The following is a 20,065-nucleotide window of genomic DNA, read 5'->3' on the forward strand; positions in this document are numbered from 1 at the left end:
GGGTTTGTTGTAGAAGCGAGCCTGCTCGCGATGGACGCCAACGATGACGCGGGCATTCTGGATAAGCGCGGTGCTCCTGCCACCATCGCGAGCATGCTCGCTCCTACAGGGGGGGGTGTGTCAGTTCTTGGACACTTCGCCTGCTGGCAGTTGTTCCTTGCTGCGCCAGTGCGGCAGGGAGTTCCAGTAGCGCTGGCCCTTGGCGGCGTCGTACATGCCTTCCCAACGAGCGATAACCAGAACAGCCAGGGCGTTACCGATCACATTCAATGCGGTACGAGCCATGTCCATGACACGGTCGACACCGGCAATGAACGCCAGGCCTTCCAGTGGGATACCGACGCTGCCGAGGGTGGCCAGCAGGACCACGAAGGACACGCCCGGTACGCCGGCGATGCCTTTGGAGGTGACCATCAGGGTCAGCACCAGCAGCAGTTGCTGGCTGATCGACAGGTCGATGCCATACAGCTGGGCAATGAAGATTGCCGCGATGCTTTGGTACAGGGTCGAACCGTCGAGGTTGAACGAATAACCGGTCGGCACCACAAAGCTGCAAATGGCTTTCGGCGCGCCGTAGGCTTCCATTTTCTCGATCACGCGCGGCAACACCGTTTCGGAGCTGGCGGTGGAGTAGGCCAGTACCAGCTCATCCTTGAAGATGCGCATCAGCTTGATCACCGAGAAACCGAACAGGCGAGCGATCAGGCCCAGGATCACGAACGCAAAGAAGGCGATGGCGAAATAAACCAGGATCACCAGTTTGGCCAGCGGCAGCAGCGACGCGAAACCGAAGTTGGCCACGGTTACCGCGATCAGTGCGAACACGCCGATCGGAGCGTAGTTCATGATCATGTGAGTGACCTTGAACATGCTTTCCGATACGCCCTGGAACATCTTCACCAGCGGCTCGCGCAGATCTGCCTGCAGGCTCGACAGGCCGAGACCGAACAATACGGAGAAGAAGATGATCGGCAGCATTTCGCCGCGGGCCATGGCCGCGAAAATGTTCGACGGAATCAGGTTGAGGATGGTTTCGATGAACGCGTGTTCATGCTGAACCTCGGCCGCCGTCGCCTGGTACTTGGAAATGTCCACAGTACCCAGGGTGCTCATGTCGATGCCGGCCCCCGGATGGAACAGGTTGGCCAGCAGCAGACCGACCACGATAGCGATGGTGGTGACGATCTCGAAGTAAATGATGGTCTTGAGGCCGATGCGCCCCAGCTTCTTGGCGTCACCGACGCCTGCAATGCCGACGATCAAAGAAGAGATGACGATCGGGATCACGATCATCTTGATCAGACGGATAAAGATATCGCCTGCCGGTTGCAGGACGTTGCTGATCCACCAGGCTTTTTCGGCACTGAAATGGTTGAGCAGCGCACCGATTGCAATCCCCAATACCAGACCGATGAGGATCTGCCAGGCGAGGCTAAGCTTTGCCTTCTTCATATCTTTACCCTTACTTGCGTTTGACTCAGGGAGATGCGCGAACTGGAACGCTTGTGGCGAAAAAGTCTAGTGCATCGTCCCCCCGTATAAGGTGCCCCGGAACCCGTATTGGCGGCTCTCTGGCAGGCGAAAAAAGGCGCAACTATTCCGATGCAAGGAAGCGCCGTCTAATGCCGTAAACGCCTACCCCATGCCGAATCGGCATGAGGTTTTTTAACCGAAAGCGACGTCGCAAACGGTTCGAATACGACATTTCGGCAGGCATAAGTGCCGTGAACCGGTCATCACAGAGCAGATTGAATATTTTTTGAGCGGTGGCCGAGCGTTGATTTTTCAGCAAAATCGCGCAGGGCGAAGCGAAAAACAGCGGCCAAAGAAAGGTAATTTTTCTCGATATACGGTCACTGTTGAAACACCGGGAATAGTATTTTCCCGCGCAACAAGGGCGAGTAAGCGAAAACATTGATGAAACCGAGACGAGTGCTCTATTTCAATGTGTTGCTCGATCCAGCCCTTCGCAAGCCCGTCGAGCCAGGGCGGTCCGGCGAACTTGCGGCGGCTTTCCTGACCCGGTCCTTGCGCAGGTACTCCCTGTACCCGTAGGTCACTCCGCCCCTGAATCAGGCAGAACGTCCCGACCCCTTGGTCATGCGCCGGCCTTCCTCAGGTGGCGCAAGTTGAAAGAGGCGGGGGGCCTCCTTCATGTACAAGCTCTTCCATCGACACGTCCTGCATACGGGGATCAGGCTTGTCGGGGGAATGCTGTCCAGCCTGTCTGGCACTGGCGCCCGCCAGCAGGGTGGCTGCCAGTGCCCTGAAAAACCTCTCCTGTCAGCCTCGACCGCGACGGCTAAAGAAGAAGGAGGCAATGAACATCACCAGGAACACGATAAACAGAATCTTGGCGATACCCGTGGCGGTGCCCGCAATACCACCAAAGCCCAGAACGGCGGCGATGATGGCGATAATCAGAAATGTGATTGCCCAGCTCAACATGGTGATTCTCCTTACGCTTCTGTCCAGAGGTGCTGCGTTTGCCCGGCGCATCGGGTGCGGCGGAGTTTTTGCCTAGAACACCCAACGCTCCTGATGACGTACCTCACCCACAGGCCCAGCCTGGTCGACATCCATCATGCGCATTGGGGTGCTATTCGCCTGACTGCTGCTGACAGCGCTGAAATGGGTTTGGGTCGGATGCGAAATCACTGGGCGTAGCACTTCTGGCGGCTGACTCTGCTCCCAGCGCAGAAACTGCTGGCCGCCGATCAGGGTGATCAACAGCGCCAGAACAGCAAACAACCCTTGCTGGACAGGTACAGGCGAAAGGTGCAGCTCGGCGACACGTTGACGGTTCATCCTGGAGCTCCTACCACTCGGGTCGGTATTGGATGGCGGGCGTTCGTTTTTGAAGGCCCTGGTCAACCAGACAATTGCAGTCCGCATGCCAGCTTCTATTCGAATTAATAACCTTGAATATCAATGAATTACGAGAACCCAAAAATCACTTCGCACGCATCCTGCACGATGCCTCCTGTGCGGTCGTGCGTATTGCACGATCGATTTGAAGGAAGACGTAAATTTTTTGAATTGAGAGGAGGGCGCGGATGTCAGATATACACACCGTCCGCTGTCGGAAACCGGGCAACCATAAAAGACCGGCCAAATCAGGTGGCTAACCCATAATCGGATGAAAGCTACTCTGCCATGACAGGAATGGCTCAGAATCAATCATGCAACTTGCCCGATTTCTCCAGAACTCAATAAAGATTATTCATTAAGGAGCGTAGGAAAATGGAATCAGCCACTGAGCATCAAGGCCGCATTCTGCTGGTGGACGATGAGTCAGCCATCCTGCGTACTTTCCGATACTGCCTTGAAGACGAAGGCTACAGCGTGGCCACCGCCACCAGTGCCGCGCAGGCAGACGCCCTGTTGCAGCGGCAGGTCTTCGACTTGTGCTTCCTCGATTTGCGCCTGGGCGAAGACAACGGCCTCGATGTGCTGGCCCAGATGCGGATCCAGGCACCCTGGATGCGGGTGGTGATCGTCACGGCGCACTCGGCTGTCGACACCGCGGTGGATGCGATTCAGGCCGGTGCCGCCGACTATCTGGTCAAACCGTGCAGCCCCGATCAACTGCGACTGGCAACCGCCAAGCAACTGGAAGTGCGGCAAATGTCGGCGCGACTGGAAGCCCTGGAAGGTGAAGTGCGCAGGCCCAAGGATGGCCTGGACTCCCATAGCCCGGCCATGAAAGTGGTGCTGGAGACAGCCCGCCAGGTTGCCACGACCGATGCCAACATCCTGATTCTCGGTGAGTCCGGTACCGGCAAGGGCGAGCTGTCCCAAGCCATCCACGCCTGGAGCAAGCGCGCGAAAAAATCCTGCGTCACGATCAACTGCCCGTCGCTCAATGCCGAGCTCATGGAAAGCGAACTCTTCGGCCACAACCGCGGCGCCTTCACCGGTGCCAGCGAAAGTACCCTGGGACGAGTCAACCAGGCTGATGGCGGCACACTGTTTCTCGACGAGATCGGCGACTTTCCCCTGACATTGCAGCCGAAGTTGCTGCGTTTTATTCAGGACAAGGAGTATGAGCGTGTCGGTGATCCGGTGACGCGCCGCGCGGATGTGCGCATCCTCGCGGCCACCAACCTCAACCTTGAGGACATGGCCCGCGACGGTCGTTTCCGTGAAGACCTGCTCTATCGCCTGAACGTCATTACCTTGCACCTGCCACCGTTACGCGAGCGCCGCGAAGATATTCTCAACCTTGCCGATCGTTTCCTCGCGCGCTTCGTCAAGGAATACGCCCGTCCCGCGCGCGCCTTCAGTGACGAAGCCCGGGAAGCACTGCTGAGCTATCGCTGGCCCGGCAACATCCGCGAACTGCGCAACGTGATCGAACGCGCGAGCATCATTTGTCCTCAGGAGCGGGTCGAGATCAGTCACCTGGGCATGACCGACACCCCGGTCAACAATACACCGCGCATCGGCGCGGCACTGAGCCTGGATGAGCTGGAAAAGGCCCACATCGGCGCGGTTCTCGCCACCGCCGACACCCTGGATCAAGCGGCCAAAACCCTGGGCATCGACGCCTCGACGCTGTACCGCAAGCGCAAGCAGTACAATTTGTGAGCAATAGCCAATGAAACTGGCGATGAAATTGCAAACCCGGCTTTTCCTGAGCATCTCTGCACTGATCACCGTCGCACTGCTCGGGCTCTTGCTCGGGTTGATCAGCGTGATGCAGATGGCCGGCAGCCAGGAAATGCTCATCCGCAACAACTTCATCACTCTGGACCTTGGCCTCAAGCTGCGTCAGACCCTGGGTGATCAACTGATCATCATGCTCAGCGATAAGCCTGACGCCGCCGCTTTCGCTGCCTCGAAGCAGCATTACTTCGAACTGCTCGAGGAAGGCATCACCCAGGAGCCGGCGCAAACGAGTAGCGAATACGGCTTCAGAAAAGCCAAAGCCGACTACGAGCGCTTTATCCTGGCTTATGAAAAGTCCCCGGACCCGTCGAATGAGCTTGGCAGCCACGACAACCTGACGGAAAAATTCAACGCATTGCGCAATGGTCTGATGTCCGAGCACAAGCGCGCTCTGGATAACATCAACGATACCGAGCGCCAGGCTCGGGAGCGGGCCCTGCTGATTGCCGGTTTACTTGGCCTGGTAGGGCTGGCGGTGCTGGTCATCGGCTTCGTCACCGCGCAGGCCATCGCCCGGCGCTTCGGCGAGCCCATCGAGGCCTTGGCCAAGGCGGCGGACAATATTGGCCAGGGCAATTTCGATGTCACCCTGCCGCTTTCTTCGGAGGTGGAGCTGAACCAGCTTACCCGGCGTTTCGGCATCATGGCCCAGGCGCTGCGTGAACATCAGGCCACCAACGTCGATGAACTGCTGGCCGGCCAGCAACGATTGCAGGCCGTGCTCGACAGCATCGACGACGGACTGCTGATGATCGACCGCCAGGGCCATCTGGAACACCTTAACCCTGTGGCCCAGCGTCAGTTGGGTTGGGAGTCCGATCGCCTGGGCCAAGGGTTGGGCACGGCGCTGGAGCGCCCCGAACTCGATGAGCAACTGCAACTGGTGCTGCGCGGCGGCACGCTGGAGCGAGCGCCGGAAGACTTGAGTATCGAAGTCGATGGCGAGTCACGATTGCTGACCTATAGCCTGACCCCGGTCAGCCATATCCAGGGTCATATCCTCGGTGCCGTGATGGTGCTGCATGACGTCACGGAACAGCGTGCCTTCGAACGGGTACGCAGCGAATTTGTATTACGCGCCTCCCATGAATTGCGCACGCCCGTCACCGGTATGCACATGGCCTTCGGATTGTTCCGCGAGCGCACACACTTTGCCCCGGACTCCCGGGAAGCCGACCTGCTCGATACCGTGAATGAAGAAATGCAGCGACTGATGCAGTTGATCAATGACCTGCTGAATTTCTCCCGTTACCAGAACGGGTTGCAGAAACTCACCCTGGCGCCGTGCTCCATCGAAGCGCTGCTGGAACAGGCTCAGTCACGCTTTGCCACTTCGGCCGAAGAGAAGGAAATCAATCTGCTGGTGGAAGTGCAGGGGCCTTTGCCGCGGCTGCAGGTCGACCAGCCGCAACTGGACCGGGTACTCGATAACTTGCTCGACAACGCCTTGCGTCACACCGGTTCCGGCGGGCGGATACGCCTGCACGCCCGGCGCCACGGTGAGCGGGTCATCATCAGCGTCGAGGACAACGGCGAAGGCATTGCCTACGGACAGCAGGGGCGGATTTTCGAGCCGTTCGTGCAGGTCGGTCGCAAGAAGGGCGGTGCGGGTCTCGGTCTGGCCTTGTGCAAGGAAATCGTGCAACTGCATGGTGGGCGGATGGGGGTCTATTCACGACCGGGGCATGGTTCTCAGTTCTACATGGCGCTGACCGTTTAGCTTGCGGTCAGGCTTCGTCATCCAGGCGCCGGCCGGCCAGACGTCGCCCGCGGGTTATCAACTCGATGAACTGAACCGCGCTCAAAGCATGGGCGAACAGCCAGCCCTGGCCGAACTTCACGCCTTCACTGCTCAGGAACTCGGCCTGGGCTTCATGTTCGATGCCCTCGGCAATCACCTTCAGGTGCAACGACTGGGCCATATGAATGATGTGCGGGGCCACACCGCTGCTGGCCGCATCATGGCCCAATGCATCAATGAACGCCTTGTCGATTTTCAGGCAATCAACTGGCAGGGTCTGCAAATAGGCGAGGCTGCAGTAACCGGTGCCAAAGTCATCGATCAACACCTGGTGCCCGACATCACGCAGCGATTGCAGATTTTCCCTGGCCACCACCACATCGACCAGCCCGCGCTCGGTGACCTCAAAGGCAATTTGCCGCGCAGCGACGCGGTGCAGGGTCAGCAGACGCGCCATCACCTGGCCGATTCGCGGCACCGTCACATCACACGCCGCGAGATTGACCGAGATGTACAGGTGTGGGTTGGCACGCAGCAACTGGCCGAGTTGCTCGAGCAGGCGTTGCAGGACGAAGTCCGTCATCTGACGAATCTGCCCGGTGTTCTCCGCCATCGGAATGAACAGGTCGGGGCTGGTCAGGGTGCCGTCCGGCCTGCGCCAACGCAGCAGTGCTTCAGCCCCGACACAGTTGCGGCTATTGAGATCGAAGATCGGTTGATACAGCACCTGCAACTCGCCACGACGAATCGCGCCAGTCAGTTCGGCGTCCAGTGACTGCCGCTGACACACCAGCAGATACACCAGGAACCCAACGCATATGCCCAGCACCAGACTGGCCGGCAGCAGCCACCACCAGACCGTCGGGATATGCATGCCGGTACGCGGGGTGATCAGCACCAATTGATATTCCGGGTTATCGGTGGGCATGCGATATATCAGGCGTGTCTGGGTGATCTGTAGCGCATCGCGGTTTCTCGGCGGCCAGGCTTCGACCGGCGGCCATATCTGGGAAGCGCCCAACACCGGAATCGCGCGCGCACCATGGTCCAGGACTACCAGCAGGCTGCTGCCTGGCGACAGGTCGACCATGTCGGTCAAATGCCCGCGAGAAGTCGCGACCCGGAAGTTCCCGCGTCCGAGCATCAGCGCAGCGCGGTTTTCATCGGGTTCGGTGGTGGTGTTGAGCCAATAGCTGTAAGTCGGGCCTTTGATGTCTGGCGATCGAATCAGCGACAGCCCTTCCTGACGAGGGCGATTGGAGCAGATTCGCGAGGAGTCCATGTAGGCGGCTTCGTAGACGAAGCGATAATTGAACGTAAGCTGTTGCAAGGTCGCGATCATTTCAGCATCGCAGCCGCGCAACGGTTGCGCTTCAAGATCGTCAAGGCTTTCACGCAGTTGCCCGAAGAGCTGTTCCAGGCGGGCGAGGAAGCGTTCACCCTGAGCATTCATCTCTTCGCTTTCGTTTTGCTCGACCTGATGAATGGCGACGAACAGGCTGCCGGCCATCAACAACGTTGCGCTCAAGACAGCCGACAGCAGCCCCAAAAACCAGGGGCGATGGAACCAACTGTGGAAGGTCTCTCGAGCAGCGGCCATTGCGTAATATCCGAAGTATTACCAATGAGTTATAGCTGCTGATTGGAAAAAAGCCCGAACCGTCGGGCGGCGTCATTATTTTGTCTGATTCAACACCAGAAGCAGCGCTGCAGTTTGCGCATCCGGAGTGCCATCGAAACGCGCCGGGCGGAAATGCATCTGGAAGGCCGCTATCACATGCCGTGTCGCGACATCGAGTTCGCCGGTTTGTGGCGAGGCATAACCCAATCGGGCCAACTGCGCCTGAAACCAGCTGATGCTCGGCAGTTGTTCGGCAAACTGCATCTGCTGCCGCGCCACCGCCTGCTCGTTCGGCCAGATACCCAGGCCTTCGGCGGCCAGACGCTTCCAGGGGAACAGCGGTCCCGGGTCCAGCTTGCGCAACGGCGCAATATCGCTATGGCCGATGATGTCGCGAGGCTTGATGCCCTGACGCTTGCTGATGTCCTTGAGCAATACGATCAAGGACTGAACCTGATCCTCGCTGTAGGGGTACCACACGCGCCCGGTGGGAGTGTCCTTGAAGCCAGGGTTGACGATTTCGATACCGATTGAACTGGAATTCAGCCAGGTCCGGCCATTCCATTCGCTCTCCCCGGCGTGCCAGGCCCGGTTGTTTTCATCCATCAGCTTGTAGATGGTGGCGCCCTTGTCGTCACCAATCAGGTAATGGCTGCTGACTTCGCCGCGTGTCAGCAGTTGCAACGAACGCTCCATCGAGGCGTTGGTGTAATGCACCACCACGAACTGCACGCGACTGTCGTAATTGGTTGAAGGATGGCTGGTGTCAAAACGGGGACCGCTGGCGCAGCCGGCCAGCAGAATCAGGGACGCGATCAGAGCAAAGTATTTCATGACGAAAGGCAGTACACGCAAGACAATAATGCAACAGTGTAACGTAATGCCTGGCGGGCTGACGGTAATCGCCGCGAATTAAACAAAATGGAACAATTAATGATCAACCCGGCTCCACTCGGTTACGTCCGGCGTTTTTTGCGCGGTACAACGCCTGATCGGCTCTTTTGAGCACTTGATCGCCGTGCTCACCCAGCTTGAAGGCAGACATTCCGATAGACACGGTAATGGTCACCGGCTCTCCCTTGAAGTGGAACGGACAGGCCTCGATTGAGGCACGCAAGCTTTCCAGCAATTTCAGCCCCGCCGACGGCACCGTGGATGGCATTAACAGCACAAACTCTTCACCGCCAAACCGGGCAATGAAATCCGTTGCGCGCAGACGCTTGCGCAACACACTGGCAATGATCTTCAGCACTTTGTCACCGGCCAGGTGCCCGTAGTTATCGTTGATGCGCTTGAAATGATCGAGGTCGAGCATGGCCAGCAAAAGTGTATTGCCATGGTGCTGCCATTGTTTGACTTCATGACCCAGGCGCTCGCTCCAGGCCGCACGATTGGGCAGGCCGGTCAGCGGGTCGACCAATGCCTTCTGCCGCTGCTCTTCAAGGTGCTCGCGGTAGCCCTGGGCCTCCTGCTCCATATGGGCGACCCGTTCGGCCAGGCTGTGCAGGCGCGCAGCGACCTCTTGCTCGCGCTCATCGCGCTGTTTCTGGTGCTCGTCCATGGTGCCCAGCAAGCCTTCGAGATGGTTTTCCAGGACGTGTTTGAGATCTTCCAGGTCCGCGGCTTCCTGCATGCTGCTTTGCAAGCCATCGACCTGTTCGCGGATCTGCGTGTCCATTTGCCGCGCAGCCGAACGATTGTCGGCGTGCCCTGCGGTGGCGGCCTGCAAGTTGCTCTGGAATGATTCGAGACGCTCGTTGAGTCGTTGCAGATAGGCTTCGAACTCATGCTGGCCGCTATCGGTAATGGCCAGCATCAAGGTAGCGAAATCGTCGAGAATTGGCAGCAACTCGTACCAATTCAAACCGTTTTTAAGACGATCACGCATGGATTCAGCTTGCGGGCGATGACACTCGGGCAACGTCAGGTCTTCCAGCAACCCCAGCAGTGTGTCTTCGATATGGCTGGCCACCGAACTGTAGGAGGGCTCGGGGGAATCCGGGAGCGCGTAGAGAATATCGTGTTCGGATTGCAGCTGAGCGGCGACGGCCACGTCTTGCGCCGAAACCGGAGGCAAAGGCGAGCTATCCGGCGATGCTTGCGCGGTCAGCTCGTCGGGGTTTGCTTGTGACCAAAGAGGTGCTTCGATGGTTTCCGGGATCGGCCTCTCGTCCGATTCGATTTCTACGACGGCGGCATTGGCTGCTTGCGGCTCCGCAGCGGGAGGTGCAGAAGCCACGACTGCCAGAGCAGGCGAAACGACGGTAGGCTCGGACTCGTCTTCAACTCGCTCGGCTGCGGGCACTTCGCAGACAGCCAGCTCATTCACGACCGGGGCCGGCTCGAGAATCGCCGCTGGGCTCTCGGCTACAGGAGCAGACGGCGCGGGAGCAATCTCCGTTGCCACCGCCTCCTCCGCTTCACGACCGCCAAACAATCGCTGGAGCAAGCCGGGCCGACCGGGCTCCGTCGGAGTCTCCAATTGGCTCAGGGCCTTGCCTTGCAGGCCACTCAGCTCGCTGAGCAACAGTGGTATCTCACGCGCCTGGCTGACCCGCGCATCCAGATGCTTGGCGAAACTCTTGAGGGGCCGGCTCACATCCCGTGGCAGCGGCAATGTTTGCAGTTGAGTGACCAGTGCACTCAGGGCGGCACTGGTCTGGTTGACCCGGGTTTCCCGACGCTGCTCGGAGTCGAGCACGGCTTTTTCCAGCCGTGGAATCAGCGCGGCAAGGCCGGCATCCATATCGTCGGTACGCACGACCTCGCGCATTTCCTTCATGCATTGGTCAACGGCGCGGTCAGTCCCTTCCGCCGCCAGTGTGCTGCGCACCAGCCCGCGGCGCAGCAAGTCGAGCCGAGCGTCCCAGCGACGTTCGAGCTTTTCCTGTTGTTCAATGCTCTTGAGGTATTTCTCTTTCCAGCGCTGTGCTTCGTCGCTCATTCATGGGATCCGCGAGGGTCAGGACTCAACGCGGGCAATGCATCGGCCGTGAGCGAACCCGGCAGACGAATCTCTACCGCGACCGGCAGGTGATCGGAAATGGGCTGGGCCAGCACCTCGACCTTTTCCAGGGTCAGGCTCGGGCTCAACAGGATATGGTCCAGGCAACGCTGTGGGCGCCAGCTGGGGAACGTTGCTTCCAATTGCGGCGCCAACAGGCCGAGGTCGCGCAACGGAGAATTTTGCAGCAGATCGCTGGCATGGGTGTTCATGTCGCCCATCAGCACCTGGTGCTTGTAGCCGCCGATCAACTCGCGGATATAGGCCAGTTGCAGGCTGCGGGTCCGTGCACCGAGCGCCAGGTGCATCATCACCACCACCATGGCATCCGCGCCCTCGCCGAAGCGCACCAGAATCGCTCCGCGACCTTTCGGTCCCGGCAACGGATGATCCTCGATCGCCCACGGCCGCAGGCGGCTCAGCACACCATTGCTGTGCTGGGCGAAGCGCCCGAGATTGCGATTGAGTTGCTGATACCAGTAGGGGAAGGCCCCGAGCTGGGCCAGGTGTTCGACCTGATTGACGTAGCCTGAGCGCAGGCTGCCGCCGTCGGCTTCCTGCAAGGCGACCAGATCGAAGTCGCCGAGAAGGTTGCCGATTTTCTGCAAATTCTCGGCGCGTCCGGGGTGCGGCAACAGATGTTGCCACCCCCGGGTCAGGTAATGCCGATAACGTTCGGTACTGATGCCGACCTGGATATTGAAACTGAGCAAACGCAAACGGCTGTCTTCGGGCAGGCCCGTCGATTGCAGATGATGCTCGTTGACCCGTGGATCATGCAGGCCAACGCTGCGTTCACTTCCCCAGCGGCGCATGGTGGGTAAAGCCTTTTAGTTGGAGGCCGCCTTATTGGCTGCTCGCTCTTTGTCGATCAGTTTGTCGGCCAGTTGCAGGGCTTCTTGAGCGCCACCGGCAGAGCCTACGTCAAAGCGATACTTGCCGTTGACGATCAAGGTCGGGACGCCAGTGATTTCATATTTCTTGGCCAGTTCAGTGGCCTTGACGATCTGGCCCTTGATGGCGAAGGAATCGAAGGTGGCCAGGAACTTGTCCTTGTCGACGCCCTGTGTGGCCAGGAAGTCGGCCATGTCATCCTTGTCGGTCAGTTTCTTGTGTTCTTTCTGGATGGCTTCGAATACCGCAGCGTGGACCTTGTGTTCTACGCCCATGGCCTCCAGGGTCAGGAACATCTGGCCATGTGCGTTCCACGGGCCGCCGAACATGGCAGGAATACGAACGAAGTTGACGTCAGAAGGCAGCTTCTCGACCCAGGGATTGATCACTGGCTCGAAGGCATAGCAGTGCGGGCAGCCGTACCAGAACAGCTCTACCACTTCGATCTTGCCAGGCACGGCGACCGGAACTGGATTGCTCAGTTCTACATAAGGTGCGGCGGGGGCTTCAGCGGCCTGGGCAGTCATGCCGAACAGGCTGGCAGCGGCAAAAACGGCACTGATGATCAGATTACGCATGCTTCACTCCTGGACAAATTTTTTCGCTTCGCGCGACCTGTTATCAGACAGGTCCTGGCGGGCTCGAGTTCTGTAGTGTAACGGCAGCGGCCACAAAAAAGGGCGGCCAAAGCCACCCTTTTTATACTCGTTGCAACGGATTAATCGAGCGTTAACGTTGCAGGTGATAAGCACCCCGTTCAACGCCCGATCCGCCAGCCTCAGTGCAGGCCTTGAATGTAGCTGGACACCGCGGCGATGTCTTCGTCGCTCATCTTCTTGGCAATACTTTGCATTGGTTTGGTGTCGCCATCGTTGTTACGACCACCTTCTTCCTTGCGGAAATCGGTCAGTTGTTTGGCGACGTATTGAGCGTGCTGGCCACCGAGGTGCGGGAAACCGGCGGCTGCGTTGCCGGCGCCGTTCGGCGAGTGGCAACCGGTGCAGGCTGGCATGCCCTTGGCCAGGTCACCGCCACGGAACAGGGCTTCACCGCGAGCGACGACTTTGGGATCGGCGGCGCCGACACTGCCTTTCTGGCTGGCGAAGTAGGCGGCGATGTCCGCCAGGTCCTGATCGCTCAGGTTGGTCAGCAGGCCGGTCATTTCCAGAACAGTGCGCTTGCCCGACTTGATGTCGTGCAATTGCTTGGTCAGGTAGCGTTCACCCTGACCCGCCAGTTTTGGAAAGTTTGGCGCCATGCTGTTGCCATCCGGGCCGTGGCAGGCGCCACATACGGCGGCTTTGGCCTGGCCGGCTTTTGCATCACCCGGTTGCACTGCCTCACCTGCAGCATGGGCCATGCCGGAGATGCCCACGGTCAACAGCAGACTCACGATCAATTTCTTCATCAGCTAATCCAACTACGGCTAAGGGTTAAGAGTTATGGACCGGGCTTACTCGCTCATCCAAAGGATGATGGCTTGGTAATCCTCGGCACTGCAGTCCATGCACAAACCACGCGGCGGCATCGCCTTGAAACCCTGGGTCACGTGTTGCACCAGCGTCTCCATACCTTTCGCCAACCTCGGCGTCCAAGCTTCCTGATCGCCCTTGCGGGGCGCCATGGGTAGTTGGCCGGAATGACAGGCACCACAAACACGGTTGTACACAGCTTCCGGATCCTGTGTTGCGTGAGCGCCGTAAAGCGGCATCAAGACACCGGCAGCCAGCAGCCATTTCGTCATAAAACGACCTTTTCAGGGTTGAGAGCGTGCTGCGTTCTAGTGCGCAATCAAGGTCTGTCGCTCTCGTGAACTTCATCCTACGCTGGGACAAAGCGCACACAAAATCTGCGGCATTATATACTGGCGTCACTGAAACGGAAGCGACACTGCTTGCCGCGCCCATTCCAGGCGCCGCCCACATCGGAAATCCCATGCAACTCAAGAATCCCATCCTCGGTCTGTGCCAACAGTCCACCTTCATGCTCAGCGCCGCCAAAGTCGACCAATGTCCGGATGACGAGGGCTTCGAAGTCGCCTTCGCCGGGCGTTCCAACGCCGGCAAGTCGAGTGCCCTGAACACCCTGACCCACGCCAGCCTGGCGCGGACCTCGAAAACCCCGGGTCGCACGCAACTGTTGAATTTCTTCAAGCTAGACGATGAACGCCGTCTGGTCGACCTGCCTGGCTACGGTTATGCAAAAGTACCGATCCCGCTCAAGCAACACTGGCAGCGTCACCTGGAGGCGTACCTCGGTGGGCGCGAGAGTTTGAAGGGGCTGATCCTGATGATGGACATCCGCCATCCGATGACCGATTTCGACCTGCTGATGCTCGACTGGGCCGTGGCTGCCGGCATGCCGATGCACATTCTGCTGACCAAGGCGGACAAGCTGACCTATGGCGCGGCCAAGAACACGCTGCTCAAGGTTCAGGCGCAAATCCGCAAGGGCTGGGGCGACAGCGTGTCGATTCAGCTGTTCTCGGCCCCCAAGCGCATGGGCCTGGAAGAAGCCTACACAGTGCTGGCAAGCTGGATGGAGCTGGCTGACAAGGGCGCCGAGGCAGGAGCCCAATAACCAGCAAAAGCTGCCTGGGTCGCCCTGGGCAGCTTTCTGCGGGCAAAAAAAACCCCGGACTTCGTATGGGGAGGGAGAAGTTCCGGGGTTCAAATTCCAGACCGCTAGGGCGGGGTCCAGATATCTGCCAACACTTAACACAACATAGGAGCATCGAAGGGCTTCACCAGCCATTCAGTACGTCTGAGTGGTAGTTGCAAGATTAGTTCAGATTTTTTTCAAATAGCTTTGGAATAAATGTAATTACCTTTCGCGCCAAGCTGCCTGCGCCCACTGCCGCGGCACTATGCCGCAGCAGAAACGCCGATTCGGAAGGCTCAATGAGCCTCATCCCAGTTATCTCCAACACCCACTTCGACCAGCAACGGAACATCCAGTTGCGCCGCCTCGCTCATGTGCACGCGAATTTCATCGCGAACCTGGTCGACCAGATCCTCACGCACCTCGAGCACCAGCTCATCGTGCACCTGCAAAATGACTTTGGCGTCCAGGCCAGACGCGGTCAGCCAGTTATCCACCGCGACCATGGCTTTCTTGATGATGTCCGCAGCAGTGCCTTGCATCGGCGCGTTGATCGCTGTGCGTTCGGCGGCGGCGCGCTCTTGCGGCTTGTTGGAGTTGATATCCGGCAGGTACAGGCGACGGCCGAAGAATGTCTCGACATAACCTTGCTCGGCAGCCTGGGCGCGCGTGCGGTCCATGTACTGGCGAACGCCGGGGTAGCGGGCGAAGTAGGTATCGATGTAGGCCTTGGCGGTCTTGGTGTCGACGCCGATGTCTTTGCCAAGCTTCTGCGCACCCATGCCGTAGATCAGACCGAAGTTGATCGCCTTGGCACTGCGGCGCTGGTCGGAGGTCACGTCGGCCAGTTCGACTTTGAACACTTCGGCGGCGGTCGCGGTGTGCACATCGAGATTGTGGCGAAAGGCGTTCATCAGCCCTTCATCCCGTGACAGGTGCGCCATGATCCGCAGTTCGATCTGCGAGTAGTCCGCCGCCAGCAGCTTGTAACCGGCCGGGGCCACGAAGGCCTGGCGGATGCGACGCCCTTCGGCGGTGCGCACCGGGATGTTCTGCAGGTTCGGATCGCTGGAGGACAGTCGCCCGGTGGACGCTACCGCTTGGTGATACGAGGTATGGATCCGCCCGGTACGCGGGTTGATCTGCTCCGGCAGACGGTCGGTGTAAGTGCTTTTCAGCTTGCTCATGGAGCGATACTCCATGAGCACTTTCGGCAATCGATAGTCGTCTTCCGCCAGTTTGGCCAACACTTCTTCGGCGGTGGACGGCTGGCCCTTGGCGGTTTTCTTCAAAACCGGCAGACCGAGCTTCTCGTAAAGGATCACGCCAAGTTGCTTGGGCGAACCGAGGTTGAACTCTTCGCCAGCAATCTCGAAGGCTTCACGCTCCAACGCAACCATCTTGTCGCCCAGCTCGATGCTTTGCACACCCAGCAGGGCTGCGTCGACGAATGCGCCCTGGCGCTCGATTCGCGCCAGTACCGGCACCAGCGGGATTTCGATGTCGGTCAGCACGCTGGCCAGGCTTGGAATGGCCGAGAGTTTTTCGAACAGGGTCTGGTGCAGGCGCAAGGTGATATCCGCATCTTCGGCGGCATAAGGCCCGGCCTGCTCCAGGGCGATCTGGTCGAACGTCAGCTGTTTCACGCCTTTGCCGGCGATGTCCTGGAAGCTCACCGTGGTGTGGTCCAGATACTTCTGCGCCAGGCTGTCCATGTCATGGCGCGTAGCCGTGGAGTTGAGCACGTAGGACTCGAGCATGGTGTCGAAGGCGATGCCCCGCACGGTGATTCCGTTGTCCTGATCGCCGCCGATGGCGCAGTTGGCCAGGATGTTCATGTCGAACTTGGCGTGTTGGCCGACCTTGAGCTTGTCCGGGTCTTCCAGAATCGGCTTGAGCGCACGCAGGACCGTGTCGCGGTCAAGCTGTTGCGGGACGCCGATGTAGGAATGAGTCAACGGGATGTAGGCCGCTTCGTTGGCCTGAACCGCGAATGACAGACCCACCAGTTGCGCCTGCTGCGCATCGATACCGGTGGTTTCGGTGTCGAAGGCAAACAACTTGGCGTTGTTCAGTTTTTCCAGCCAGGCATCGAACCGCGACTGATCAAGGATCGTTTCATATTGGGCCTCGGCGGCCACGACAGGAATTTCAGCCTCTGCGGTATTGAGCAGGTCAACGGCTGGTTCAGGCTCGGCAACGCTGCTCAGCTCAATACGCTTGGCATCCCGCTGCAGATCGTTCAACCAGCTCTTGAACTCCAGCAGGGTGTAGAGCTCGAAGAGCTTGTCCGGATCTTCTGCGCCCATTTGCAGGTCATCGAGGCCAATGTCCAGCGGCACGTCGACCTTGATCGTTGCCAGCTGATAGGAAAGGAAGGCCATTTCCTTGTGCTCTTCGAGCTTGGCCGGCAGGGTCTTGGCGCCACGAATCGGCAAGGTCGGCACGATGTCGAGCTGCGCATAGAGCTCGGTCAGGCCGCCGTTCACACCGACCAGCAGGCCTGAAGCCGTCTTCGGGCCGATACCCGGGACGCCCGGAATGTTGTCGGAAGAATCGCCCATGAGCGCCAGATAATCGATGATCTGCTCCGGAGCGACGCCGAATTTCTCCTTCACGCCCTCCACGTCCATGCTGCTACCGGTCATGGTGTTGACCAAGGTAATGTGGCCGTCGACCAGTTGCGCCATGTCCTTGTCGCCGGTGGAGATGATGACCGGACGGTCCGCCGCCGCGCTGCTGCGGGCCAGGGTGCCGATCACGTCATCGGCCTCGACGCCTTCGACGCACAGCAGCGGGAAGCCCAGGGCGATCACGCTCTGGTGCAGCGGCTCGATCTGCACGCGCATGTCGTCAGGCATGCTCGGACGGTTGGCCTTGTATTCGGCGTACATGTCATCGCGAAAAGTCCCACCCTTGGCGTCGAACACCACGGCGAACGGACTGTGCGGATACTGCTTGCGCAGGCTCTTGAGCATGTTCAACACGCCCTTGACCGCACCGGTCGGCAGGCCTTTGGACGTGGTCAGCGGCGGCAGCGCGTGAAAGGCGCGATACAGGTAAGAAGAACCGTCCACCAGGACGAGGGGGGCTTGGCTCATGAGCAGGATCAACCTTTTCGGCGGGTCCGGCGCTAGAATAGCGGGACCGTTGACGACAAAGGGACAAGGTTATCATGCGCACACCAAATCGCCTGTTGCTGGCTGGCTTGTTTGCAATCGCACCGTTGGCCGTCATGGCGGCGGACGATGCGCCGACACCGGAGCCAGAAGTCACGATCCGCACGGAAGGGGACAAGCTCATCCAGGAATACCGCCAAAACGGCTTCCTGTATGCGATCAAAGTCACGCCCAAAGGCGGCAAGCCGTATTTCCTGGTACGCGCCGACGGATCAGAAGGTAACTTCGTTCGCTCGGATTACCCGGATATGCTGATTCCGGCGTGGGAAATCTTTAAGTGGTAAGTCGTCCTTAACTTTAATCGGCGCTGGCTCAACAGCGGCGCCCGTACTGGCAGTTTAAACATGTCTGTGTTCACCCCCCTGGCTCGGCCCGAGCTGGAAGCTTTTCTCGCCCCTTATGGCCTCGGCCGCCTGCTTGATTTCCAGGGGATTGCCGCCGGTAGCGAAAACACCAATTACTTTATCAGCCTGGAGCAGGGCGAATTTGTCCTGACCCTGGTCGAGCGCGGCCCTGTTCAGGAAATGCCGTTCTTCATCGAACTGCTCGACGTGCTGCACGGCGCCGATCTGCCGGTGCCTTACGCCCTGCGCACCACCGACGGCGTGGCCCTGCGTGAACTGGCGGGTAAACCTGCGTTGCTGCAACCGCGCCTTGCCGGCAAGCACATCAAGCAGGCCAATGCGCAGCATTGCGCGCAGGTCGGTGAGCTGCTCGGCCATCTGCACCTGGCGACCCAGGCCAACATGATCAAGCGCAAAACCGATCGCGGCCTGGACTGGATGCTGGAAGAGGGCACGCAGTTTCTGTCGCACCTCGGTACCGAACAGAAAGACCTGCTGCAACGGGCGCTGGAAGAAATCACCCGGCAGAAGGAAAAAATCCTGGCACTGCCGCGGGCGAACATTCACGCCGATCTGTTTCGCGACAACGCAATGTTCGAAGGCACGCACCTGACCGGGCTGATCGATTTCTACAACGCCTGCTCCGGGCCGATGCTTTACGACGTAGCGATTGCCTTGAACGACTGGTGCTCGGACGACGATGGCGTGATCGATGGGCCGCGAGCGCGGGCCTTGCTCGGCGCTTACGCGGCCTTGCGACCGTTCACCGCTGCCGAAGCCGAGTTGTGGCCGACCCTGCTGCGGGTGGCTTGCGTACGGTTCTGGCTGTCACGCTTGATCGCGGCGGAGTCGTTCGCCGGGCAGGACGTGTTGATTCACGATCCGATGGAGTTCCAACTGCGCCTGGCGCAGCGGCAGACGGTCAGCACTCCGTTGCCTTTCGCCCTTTAAAGGCTTCGTCGGAACGCCGCCCGGAGCAGGCTCGCTCCCACAGGCTCACAGTGATCCTTGTGGGAGCGAGCCTGCTCGCGAATGGGGGCGCCACCTTATGTTCGAATTACAACGACTCCAGACACCCCGCCAGATCATTCCCCAGCTTCTCCATTACCTGCTCATAGCCCTGAGCAGTCGCTGGCGTATACCCACCCAGCGCATCCAGTTCAGCCAGTTTCACTGGCAAACCCGCCACCAGGGTTTCTGCCAGACGCGGACGCAGCGGTGGTTCGCTGAACACGCAGGTCTTGCCGACTTCCTGCAAGCGTGCGCGCATCGCCGCGACATGCTGGGCACCGGGTTGCACTTCGGCCGCGACGCTGAATACACCCACGTGCTTGAGGCCGTAGGCGTCTTCGAAGTAATCGAATGCTTCGTGGAACACGAAGTAAGGCTTGCCCTGAACATCAGCCAGGCGTTTCTTCAGGCGCGCATCCAACGCATCGAGACGCTCGTCGAAGGCTTTCAGATTGCTCTGATAGCGCGGGGCATTGCCAGGATCGGCGGCACTCAAGTCAGCCGCCATTTTCGTGGCGATGACCCGGGCGTTGACCGGTGACAGCCACAAGTGTGCATCCAGGCTGCCCGGGCGGTGATCGTGGTCGTGTTCGTCCGCTTCTTCAGCGTGGGAGTGGCTATCTTCGGCAAAACGGCGCAGCTTCATGCCTGGTAGATCCTGCACGGCGACGTTGGGCAGCGTACGCCCATTGAGCACGCGTGGCAGGAAACCTTCCATGTCCGGGCCAATCCAGTACAACAGGTCCACTGACTGCACTTTCCGTACGTCGGAAGGACGCAGCGCATAGTTATGCGGCGAGGCCCCTGGTGGCAGCAAAACCTCAGGAATCGCCACACCGTCCTGCACGGCCGCAGCAATCAATTGCAGGGGCTTGATGCTGGTAAGGACTTTGACTTCGGCCTGCGCCGGACCGATCAGTAGAAAACTTGTGATAAATGCGACAAAGAAAGAAAAAAGTCGGGACACGATGACCACTCAAAGAGGCGAGAACGGGTAAT

At 59.3% G+C, this 20,065-nt stretch carries 17 protein-coding genes; 5 read left to right on the forward strand and 12 right to left on the reverse strand.

Translation table 11 applies throughout. The features are described 5' to 3' along the window. Positions 1 to 120: 120 nt before the first annotated feature. The 3 genes from gltP to CAG47_RS03215 all read right to left on the reverse strand — a co-directional run bounded on the left by gltP (position 121) and on the right by CAG47_RS03215 (position 2,808). Positions 121 to 1,452 carry a glutamate/aspartate:proton symporter GltP gene (gene gltP / locus CAG47_RS03205; RefSeq protein ID WP_085723468.1) on the reverse strand — a complete coding sequence of 444 codons (1,332 nt, stop codon included), beginning with the start codon at positions 1,450 to 1,452 and terminating at the stop codon, positions 121 to 123. Positions 1,453 to 2,283: 831 nt separating this feature from the next. Beyond that, positions 2,284 to 2,448 (reverse strand): DUF1328 domain-containing protein, encoded by a 165-nt coding sequence (locus CAG47_RS03210; RefSeq protein WP_085723469.1) that lies wholly within the window; start codon positions 2,446 to 2,448, stop codon positions 2,284 to 2,286. A 72-nt stretch (positions 2,449 to 2,520) separates the two neighbouring features. After that, positions 2,521 to 2,808 (reverse strand): hypothetical protein, encoded by a 288-nt coding sequence (locus CAG47_RS03215; protein WP_085723470.1) that lies wholly within the window; start codon positions 2,806 to 2,808, stop codon positions 2,521 to 2,523. 435 nt (positions 2,809 to 3,243) lie between these two features. Here CAG47_RS03215 and algB point away from each other — a divergent pair, with 435 nt between their 5' ends. Beyond that, positions 3,244 to 4,590 carry a sigma-54-dependent response regulator transcription factor AlgB gene (algB, locus tag CAG47_RS03220; RefSeq protein WP_085723471.1) on the forward strand — a complete coding sequence of 449 codons (1,347 nt, stop codon included), beginning with the start codon at positions 3,244 to 3,246 and terminating at the stop codon, positions 4,588 to 4,590. 10 nt (positions 4,591 to 4,600) lie between these two features. Then, positions 4,601 to 6,391 carry a KinB sensor domain-containing domain gene (locus CAG47_RS03225; protein WP_085723472.1) on the forward strand — a complete coding sequence of 597 codons (1,791 nt, stop codon included), beginning with the start codon at positions 4,601 to 4,603 and terminating at the stop codon, positions 6,389 to 6,391. A 7-nt stretch (positions 6,392 to 6,398) separates the two neighbouring features. On the opposite strand, the gene CAG47_RS03230 is transcribed toward CAG47_RS03225, so the two are convergent. From CAG47_RS03230 to CAG47_RS03265, 7 genes are all read right to left on the reverse strand, one after another. Beyond that, the gene (locus tag CAG47_RS03230; RefSeq protein WP_085723473.1) at positions 6,399 to 8,012 is read right to left on the reverse strand and encodes an EAL domain-containing protein; all 1,614 of its coding nucleotides are present in this window, start codon (positions 8,010 to 8,012) and stop codon (positions 6,399 to 6,401) included. A gap of 75 nt (positions 8,013 to 8,087) precedes the next feature. Further along, entirely contained in the window at positions 8,088 to 8,867 is a 780-nt protein-coding gene (locus CAG47_RS03235) for an N-acetylmuramoyl-L-alanine amidase (protein ID WP_085723474.1), read from the reverse strand. Between the two features lie 103 nt (positions 8,868 to 8,970). Continuing rightward, the gene (locus tag CAG47_RS03240; RefSeq protein ID WP_085723475.1) at positions 8,971 to 10,977 is read right to left on the reverse strand and encodes a diguanylate cyclase; all 2,007 of its coding nucleotides are present in this window, start codon (positions 10,975 to 10,977) and stop codon (positions 8,971 to 8,973) included. Beyond that, positions 10,974 to 11,852, reverse strand: a complete 879-nt coding sequence (locus tag CAG47_RS03245; protein WP_085723476.1) for an endonuclease/exonuclease/phosphatase family protein — start codon at positions 11,850 to 11,852, stop codon at positions 10,974 to 10,976. Before CAG47_RS03245 ends, CAG47_RS03240 begins: the two co-directional genes overlap by 4 nt. 15 nt (positions 11,853 to 11,867) lie before the next feature. Further along, on the reverse strand, positions 11,868 to 12,509 hold the full coding sequence (locus CAG47_RS03250) for a thiol:disulfide interchange protein DsbA/DsbL (protein ID WP_085723477.1): 642 nt from the start codon (positions 12,507 to 12,509) through the stop codon (positions 11,868 to 11,870). Positions 12,510 to 12,709: 200 nt separating this feature from the next. Then, positions 12,710 to 13,339 carry a cytochrome c gene (locus CAG47_RS03260; RefSeq protein WP_085723479.1) on the reverse strand — a complete coding sequence of 210 codons (630 nt, stop codon included), beginning with the start codon at positions 13,337 to 13,339 and terminating at the stop codon, positions 12,710 to 12,712. Between the two features lie 45 nt (positions 13,340 to 13,384). Continuing rightward, positions 13,385 to 13,675, reverse strand: a complete 291-nt coding sequence (locus tag CAG47_RS03265) for a cytochrome c5 family protein (protein ID WP_085723480.1) — start codon at positions 13,673 to 13,675, stop codon at positions 13,385 to 13,387. A 191-nt stretch (positions 13,676 to 13,866) separates the two neighbouring features. Between CAG47_RS03265 and yihA the strand changes: the two genes are divergently transcribed. Beyond that, positions 13,867 to 14,511, forward strand: coding sequence for a ribosome biogenesis GTP-binding protein YihA/YsxC (gene yihA, locus CAG47_RS03270; protein ID WP_085723481.1), 645 nt, complete (start codon positions 13,867 to 13,869; stop codon positions 14,509 to 14,511). 317 nt (positions 14,512 to 14,828) lie between these two features. Here the strand turns inward: yihA and polA are convergent, their stop codons facing one another. Then, positions 14,829 to 17,633 (reverse strand): DNA polymerase I, encoded by a 2,805-nt coding sequence (polA, locus tag CAG47_RS03275; RefSeq protein WP_085723482.1) that lies wholly within the window; start codon positions 17,631 to 17,633, stop codon positions 14,829 to 14,831. 74 nt (positions 17,634 to 17,707) lie between these two features. Here polA and CAG47_RS03280 point away from each other — a divergent pair, with 74 nt between their 5' ends. Together CAG47_RS03280 and CAG47_RS03285 are read left to right on the forward strand one after the other, a co-directional pair. Further along, positions 17,708 to 17,995, forward strand: a complete 288-nt coding sequence (locus CAG47_RS03280) for a DUF2782 domain-containing protein (protein ID WP_085723483.1) — start codon at positions 17,708 to 17,710, stop codon at positions 17,993 to 17,995. Between the two features lie 60 nt (positions 17,996 to 18,055). After that, the gene (locus CAG47_RS03285) at positions 18,056 to 19,006 is read left to right on the forward strand and encodes a homoserine kinase (RefSeq protein WP_085723484.1); all 951 of its coding nucleotides are present in this window, start codon (positions 18,056 to 18,058) and stop codon (positions 19,004 to 19,006) included. 106 nt (positions 19,007 to 19,112) lie between these two features. On the opposite strand, the gene CAG47_RS03290 is transcribed toward CAG47_RS03285, so the two are convergent. Continuing rightward, a complete protein-coding gene (locus CAG47_RS03290; RefSeq protein ID WP_177408911.1) occupies positions 19,113 to 20,033 on the reverse strand; it encodes a zinc ABC transporter substrate-binding protein in 921 nt (306 codons plus the stop codon). Positions 20,034 to 20,065 lie beyond the last annotated feature (32 nt).

Origin of the sequence: Pseudomonas sp. R37(2017), assembly GCF_002113375.1 — a bacterium.
GTDB lineage: Bacteria > Pseudomonadota > Gammaproteobacteria > Pseudomonadales > Pseudomonadaceae > Aquipseudomonas.